Genomic DNA, 7071 nt, shown 5'->3' on the forward strand with positions numbered 1-7071 from the left:
CCGTCGAGGAGACCGCCGCCGTGGCGCCGCCGCCCGCCGCCCCCCTGCCCGTGCGCTTCGACCTGGACAGCGAGCCCCAGGGCGCGGAGATCATGCTCGACGGCAAGGTGCGTGGCACGACGCCGCTGGTCATCAACCACACCCCTGACGGCCCGGGCCTCGCGTCCGTGGAGGTGTCGTTCGCCATGGACGGCTACCAGACCGTCAGCAAGAAGTACGCGGGCGAGCCGGGCTCCACCGTCAACGTCTCCATCAAGCTTCCGCGCATCAAGAAGCAACCGGGACCGAAGCCTTCCCCCAAGGCTCCCAGCTCCTCGTACAAGGACGATCCGTACCAGTGAATCCCCCGACAGCCTTCCGACGTGGGGCGCTCCTCGCGCTGTGTCTTTGCGCGACCGAGGCCCTGGCGGACGCGCGACTTGAAGCGCGCCGCCACTTCCGCAACGGCATGAACCTCATCGAGCAGAAGCAGTTCGATGAAGGCATCGCAGAGCTGGAAGCGGCCTACACCATCAAGCCGCACCCCAGCGTCCTCTACAACATCGCCCGGGCGTACCAGGACGCGGGCCGGCTGGACGAAGCGCTGGACGCCTACAAGCGCTACCTCGCCTCCAACCCTCCGGACGCCGCCAACGTGCAGGCCCAGGTGACGCGCCTGGAGTCCACGCAGAAGGCGGCCCAGGCGGAGGCGCCCGCCCCCGGCACCGAGACCGGCACGACGGGCACCACCGGCCTGCCCATGCCGCCGCCGCCGCCCACGAGCATCCAGGCCCAGCAGCAGCTGGCCACGCTCATGGAGCGGCTGGAGAAGGCCGTCGCCCGCGCGGAGTCCATGTCCGCCCAGCCGCAGGGCGCTCAGCAGCCCGCGGCCACGCCCGGCCCCACCGTCAGCTCCAGCGGCAACGCCGAATCCGGCGACACCTCCGGCGACCAGGGCCTGGTGCCGTATGAAGAGCGCGTCGTGACGGCGAGCCGCCGCGCCCAGTCCTCGCTGGAGGCGCCCAACGCCACCACCGTCATCACGGCGGAGGACATCCGCCTGTCGGGCGCCACCACGCTGCCGGAGCTCCTGCGCCGCGTGCCCGGCGCGGACGTGATGGCCATGGGCGTGGGCAGCGCCAACGTCAGCCTGCGCGGCTTCAACCAGCGGCTGGCCAACAAGGTGCTGGTGCTGGTGGACGGCCGCACGGAGTACCAGGACTTCCTCGGCCTCACGGTGTGGGCGGGGCTGCCCATCGGCCTGGAGGAGATCGACCGCATCGAGGTCATCCGCGGACCGGGCAGCGCGCTGTACGGCGCCAACGCGATGCTGGGCGTCATCAACATCATCACCCAGGCCCCCGGCACCGGCCGGCGCGCGCGCTTCGGCGCCATGGCGGGCGGCGGCAACACCGTGCAGGGCTCCTTCGTCAGCCACGGGCAGAACGGGGCCCTGCGCTACCGCGCGTCCGCCGCCTACCAGCAGCAGGACAAGTGGAGCCGCGATTACGAGTCCGGCCGTCCGGACTTCGCGCTTCAGGGGCCCGCGGATCCGGACCTGGGGCAGCGCGGGGCTCGCGCCAACCTGTCCACCGTCTACACGTTCGAGGAGGGCCGCGCGATTGGCGTCTCCGGCGGCGTGCACCGCTACCTGACGGAGATCTACCCGCTGGGCTTGCTGCGCAACTACTACATCGACGGCCTGGGCGCGTACGCCAAGGCGGACGTGGAGCTGGGCGCCGTGAAGCTCAAGGCGTTCTGGAACCACCTGTCCGGCGACGCCGGCCCGCAGTACGAGGCCATTGGCCAGCGCTCGCTGGGCACCAGCGTCGCGTCCAACGTCTTCAACGGTGAAGCGCTGTACGCGCGCGGCTTCGAGCTGGCCGGTGAGCACCAGGTGAACATCGGCGTGGAGGGCCGCCTGAAGCGCGTGGCCTTCACCTACCTGGACGGCCTGCGCGAGGAGTTCCACGCGGCGGCCTTCGTCCAGGACGAGTGGCGCATCGTGCAGCCCCTGCGCCTCATCGTCAGCTACCGCGTGGACCGCCACCCGCTGCTCGACAAGGGCAACCCGGGCATCGCGCAGTCGCCGCGCCTGTCCGCGGTGTTCCAGCCCATGGAGGGGCACGCCTTCCGCGCGTCCGTGGCCACCGCCTTCCGCGAGCCCACGTTCCTGGAGAGCTACACCCGGCTGCCCGTGCCCGTGCCGGGCGTCAACGGAGTGAGCCTGCTGACCACCGGCAACCGGACGCTGCGCCCCGAGCGCCTCAACGCGCTGGAGCTGGGCTGGCGCGGTGAGTCCCCGCGCCTGGGCCTGGACTGGGACGTGGCCCTCTACCAGAACACGGTGAAGGACCTCATCGCCCTCTCGCCCGTGCAGTCCCTGCCCGCCGGCGAGTCCTTCGACAGCGGCACCGGCAGCTACCTGCTGGGCCGCTCCATGTTCACCAACGAGGCCGCCATCTACACCGCGCGCGGCGTCGAGGCGGGCATCAACGTGTCCCCCATCGACGGCCTGGGCGTGAAGGCGAGCGCCGCGTACCAGCACGTCAGCTCCGACCTGCCGGATGAAGGCCAGTGCGGCACGTGCAGCCAGACGCCGGCCTTCCGCCTCTTCGGCGGCGTCACCTACCGCACGCGCACGGACCTGGAGTTCGGCATCGAAGCGGCGTTCACGACCTCCACCACCTGGGTGGAGCGCGAGCCCTCCGCGTCCGACCCGACGCGCGTGGACCTCATCGCCAACAACCTCCCCGCGTACACCGTCGTCAACGCCCGCGTGGGCTACACCGTGGTGAAGGACTTCGTCTCCGTGGCGCTGCAGGGCAGCCAGCTCGGTGGCGGCCACGCGGAGCACCCCTTCGGCAACCGCATCGAGCGGCGCGTGTTCGCCAACCTCACGGTGACCCCATGAAGCGCGCCCTTCCCTTCCTCGCGTTCACGCTCGCGTCGCTCCTGTCCGGCGGCTGTGATGCCCCGGACGTGGTGCCCACGGCGGACGGCCGCCAGCACACGCGCACGGCCCGCATCGAGGGCAGCCTGGTGGTGCAGTCGCGCGCCCGCGGCAACGCCATCGTGTTCATCTACGACGCGGCCAACCCGCCGCCGCCCGCGGGCTCCGGCCGGCCGCTGGCCTTCACCGTCGTCACCGCCGCGGAGCTGTTCGGCGCGTCCTTGGGGGACAGCTCCACCGGCCCCTTCACCGCGCCGTTCTCGCTGAGCCTGGTGGAGCCGGGCCGCTATCTGCTGCGCGGCTTCATCGACGCGGACACCTGCCGGACCCTCCCGCAGCCCTGCCACGTGTCGGACTTCAACCCCTGGTACGGCGTCACCTCCGAACCCAACGCGGGCGACGTGGGCGGCGGCGCGGTGGACCCCGCCAACGGCGCCACGCGCGTCCTGGAGGTGTCGACGGACGCGGACGGCTGGCCCCAGCCGCTCACCGGCGTCTCCGTGTCCTTCGCGGACTCGGCCACCGTGCCCTTCGACCGGCCCGCCTTCCAGACCGCGGACGCGCGCGAGTTCAACACCGCGACCACGCCCCTGAAGACGCTGACGCTCACGCCCCAGGTCCTCACCGGCGCGGTGGACCAGCGGCCTCCTGGCTTCTGGGTGCAGCTGATCGACGCCAACAAGGACGGCATCCCGGACGACGCCAACGGCGACGGCGTGCCGGACTTCTGGCCGCGCGTCATCGTCCGCAAGCTGGCGGACGGCGTGACGGGCTACGTGGACGAGAACGACCTCAACCGCGACGGCATGGTGGACGAGGAGGGTGTGGACTACGCGCGCGCCAATGGCGGCAAGGACGGCAAGCCGGACGTGACCGTGCTGGCGGCGGGCCTGGCGCCCGACGCCCTGCTCGCCGCGCTGCTCGACGAACAGGGGAAGCCCCGCACGCAGCCCGTCTTCGTCCCGCAGCTGGTGGTGGCCATCCGCGCACTCGCGCTGGACGCGCGTGACCCCGCAGCGCCCGCGCCGCTCGCGGCCGTCCCCCCGGGGCGCTACAGCGTCACCCTGCTCCAGTCCACGGGGCAGACGTGGCGGCTGCCCAACGAGTTGGATCCGGCGCTCGCGGAGGCCGTGGGGCTGCCGGGCGTGCCGTCCCAGGCCTTCGTGCTGGAGGTCCGCTGAGGTCGTTTTCGCCCTCCTGAAATCGCGGCGCGGTGCCCTGGTTGCTTTGACTTCGCAGGGCCCTTCCGCGACCATGGGCGGAGCCGCTGGAGGCGTTTCCTCCCCGAGGTTTTGATTCCGATGAAGGCCGGCCCTCTCTCCACCCCCGAAAACGCGCCCTCCCGTCCCACGGGGAGCACGCCCACGGTCCGTCCGACCGGGGGGACCGGCCCGCAGCGTGTACTGCTGGTGGATGACAGCCGCTCCATCCGGACGCTGCTGAAGATCTACCTCATGGCCCGCAGCTTCGAGTTCCTGGAGGCGGAGTCCGCCGAGGAAGGCCTCAAGGTCGCCGAGGCGGAGCACGTGGACCTCATCCTCACCGACTTCCACATGGACGGGATGAACGGCGCGGACTTCGCCGGGCAGATCCGCGCCAGCGCCAACGCCAGGCTGTCCAAGGTCCCCATCCTGATGATGACGGGCGACCCGAACGTGGCGGAGGTGCGCGCGCTGGGCCAGAAGGCCGGCATCAGCGCCTTCGTGCGCAAGCCGGTGAGCTGCGCGCAGCTGATGACGCTGGTGGACACCATCCTCCCGCTGCCCCGCGCCGCCGCGAAGTAGCGGAAAGCCTTCAGCTCAGGCCGGGCGCTCCCGCGCGAGCGCCCGCCGCTTGCGCAGCGCCTCGCCCACGCGCACGGCGAAGAGCAGCGCCAGGACGGCCCCGTAGAGCACCGGCTCCGTGACGTCCTTCTTCACCCGCCACACGAAGTGCACCACGCCCAGCACCGCGGCCACGTAGGCCAGCCGGTGCAGGCGCTGCCACGCAGGGAAGCCCAGCCTCCGCACCCATTTGTGGGTGGAGGTGACGGCCAGCGGCACCAGCAGCATCAGCGCGGTGAAGCCCACGGTGATGAAGGGCCGGGTGAAGACGTCCTCCGCCATGGCGCGCACGTCCAGGCCCTGATCCAACACGGCGTAGGTGAGGAAGTGCGCCGCCGCGTAGGTGAAGGCCAGGAGGCCCAGCGTGCGGCGGATGCGCGCGGGCCACGTCCAGCCCGTCACCAGCCGCACCGGCGTGCACGCCAGCGAGCCCACCAGCACCGCCAGCGCGAAGAGGCCCGTCTGGTTGAGGGCGAACTCGATGCCGTTGGCCCCCAGCTGTCCCTGCGCCCCCTGCACCGCGAGGAGCAGCAGCGGAGAGAGCCCTCCGACGGCGATGGCGGGGTTCAGCCAGGGGAGCTTGGTGGAGGCCATCGTTCAGAAGTCCCGCTTCAGGTCCATGCCGCTGTAGAGGCCGGCCACCGCGTCCGCGTAGCCGTTGAAGGGCAGCGTGGGCCGGCGCGACGTCTCACCGATGCGGCGCTCCGTGGCCTGGCTCCAGCGCGGGTGATCCACCGCCGGGTTGACGTTGGCGTAGAAGCCGTACTCGCGCTTGTTGGTGATGTTCCACGTCGTGGGCGGCTGCTCGCGCGTGAGCGTGATGCGGACAATGGACTTGATGCCCTTGAAGCCGTACTTCCACGGCACCACCAGCCGCAGCGGGGCGCCGTTCTGCGCGGGCAGCTGCTTGCCGTACAGGCCCGTGGCCAGCAGCGTCAGCGGGTGCTGGGCCTCATCCAGGCGCAGGCCCTCCACGTAGGGCCAGTCGAGCACCGGGCTCTTCTGGCCGGGCATCTGCTCCGGGTCCTCCAGCGTGGTGAAGGCCACGTACTTCGCGAAGGACGTGGGCTGCACGCGGTCCAGCAGCTTGCCCAGGGGCAGGCCCAGCCACGGAATCACCATGGACCAGGCCTCCACGCACCGCATCCGGTAGACGCGCTCCTCCAGCGGGAAGGCGGAGATGAGCTGATCCACGTCCACGGTCCACGGCTTGTGCACCTCCCCGTCGATGACGACCGTCCACGGCCGCGTCTTCAGCGCGTGCGCGCGGCGGGCCGGGTCGTTCTTGTCCAGGCCGAACTCGTAGAAGTTGTTGTAGGTGGTGATGTCCTCGTAGGGCGTGCGCGGCTCGTCCGTGCTGAAGAGGCCCTGGGCGGGCGCCACCGGCTGGTCCACCGCGCCCGCGTCCGGCACGAAGCCGTCCATGGGCCGGGTGCGCTTCATGCCCAGCAGGTACAGCCCGCCGCCCACCACCGCGGCCGTGCCCGCGAACAGGCCTGCGTTCTTGAGGAACTCGCGGCGGCGCACGTAGAGCTGCTCGGGCGTCACTTCGGAGCCGGGGGGCTCGGGAGGGAGCTTGTCGCGCATGACTCCCTCTATAACGCCCCAGCGCCTTTTCCGGTTACCGCCGGGCGTCCTTCACCCGCCACAGCCGCCACCAGGGCGTGCCGGGGGACTGATGGTGCTCCCAGTGGTAGCCGAAGAAGAAGCACGACAGCAGGGCCCACAGGTGGTTGCGCGGCAGGGAGCGCGCATGGTGCGGCGCCATCCCCTCCGCCTCCGGGCGCCGGTGCGGAAGGTACGTGCCGAAGTAGAACAGCTGCACGGTGGCCAGCACCGACGGCAGCACCCAGAAGGCCAGGATGCGCGCCTGGGGGACGCCCAGCCACAGCAGCACGTTGAACTTCAGCGCCATGACCGCGATTTGGAGCCACGTCGTGTAGCGGACCATGAAGGCCCCGAACCACGGCCAGAACGACACGCCCCGGGCCGCGAAGTCCGGGTCATGGTCGCCGGTGGGGTCCTCATGGTGCGCCCGGTGGTTCACCACCAGCCGGCGGTAGGACAGCCCCGCGAAGAGGAAGCAGGCCAGCATCCCCACCGCCGCGTTCACCCGGCGGTTCAGGGACACGGTGCCGTGCATGGCGTCATGCCCGGTGATGAAGAGGCCGGTGGACAGCCACATCTGCAAGAGGACGTGCAGCCAGGGGAGCGGTGAGGCCCACGGCAGCACGGGGCCCGCCAGCATCCACGCCAGGTGCCCGCCCCACGCGCCCACCACCGCGAGCGCGAGCACGGCGCCCCACGGGTCGGGAG

General features: G+C 71.2%; 7 protein-coding genes. 4 read left to right on the top strand and 3 right to left on the bottom strand.

Annotation, left to right across the window (positions count from 1 at the left end; all coding sequences use genetic code 11):
• From D7W82_RS37475 to D7W82_RS37490, 4 genes are all read left to right on the top strand, one after another.
• Positions 1-341 (top strand): PEGA domain-containing protein (locus D7W82_RS37475; RefSeq protein WP_120622862.1); only part of this gene is annotated, 341 nt, incomplete at its 5' end.
• A complete protein-coding gene (locus D7W82_RS37480; RefSeq protein ID WP_171427287.1) occupies positions 338-2893 on the top strand; it encodes a TonB-dependent receptor domain-containing protein in 2556 nt (851 codons plus the stop codon). The genes D7W82_RS37475 and D7W82_RS37480, both read left to right, overlap by 4 nt.
• Positions 2890-4113 (top strand): hypothetical protein, encoded by a 1224-nt coding sequence (locus D7W82_RS37485; protein ID WP_120622863.1) that lies wholly within the window; start codon positions 2890-2892, stop codon positions 4111-4113. Before D7W82_RS37480 ends, D7W82_RS37485 begins: the two co-directional genes overlap by 4 nt.
• 228 nt (positions 4114-4341) lie before the next feature.
• Positions 4342-4716: a response regulator gene (locus D7W82_RS37490; RefSeq protein ID WP_233588173.1), complete on the top strand. Its 375-nt coding sequence runs from the start codon at positions 4342-4344 to the stop codon at positions 4714-4716.
• Between the two features lie 15 nt (positions 4717-4731).
• On the opposite strand, the gene D7W82_RS37495 is transcribed toward D7W82_RS37490, so the two are convergent.
• The 3 genes from D7W82_RS37495 to D7W82_RS37505 all read right to left on the bottom strand — a co-directional run.
• Positions 4732-5349 carry a sulfite oxidase heme-binding subunit YedZ gene (locus D7W82_RS37495; RefSeq protein ID WP_120622865.1) on the bottom strand — a complete coding sequence of 206 codons (618 nt, stop codon included), beginning with the start codon at positions 5347-5349 and terminating at the stop codon, positions 4732-4734.
• Between the two features lie 3 nt (positions 5350-5352).
• Positions 5353-6342, bottom strand: coding sequence for a protein-methionine-sulfoxide reductase catalytic subunit MsrP (gene msrP / locus D7W82_RS37500; RefSeq protein ID WP_120622866.1), 990 nt, complete (start codon positions 6340-6342; stop codon positions 5353-5355).
• A gap of 34 nt (positions 6343-6376) precedes the next feature.
• A partial coding sequence (locus D7W82_RS37505; RefSeq protein WP_199727989.1) for a fatty acid desaturase occupies positions 6377-7071 on the bottom strand: 695 nt, incomplete at its 5' end.

Source organism: Corallococcus sp. CA049B (genome assembly GCF_003611685.1).
GTDB lineage: Bacteria > Myxococcota > Myxococcia > Myxococcales > Myxococcaceae > Corallococcus > Corallococcus coralloides.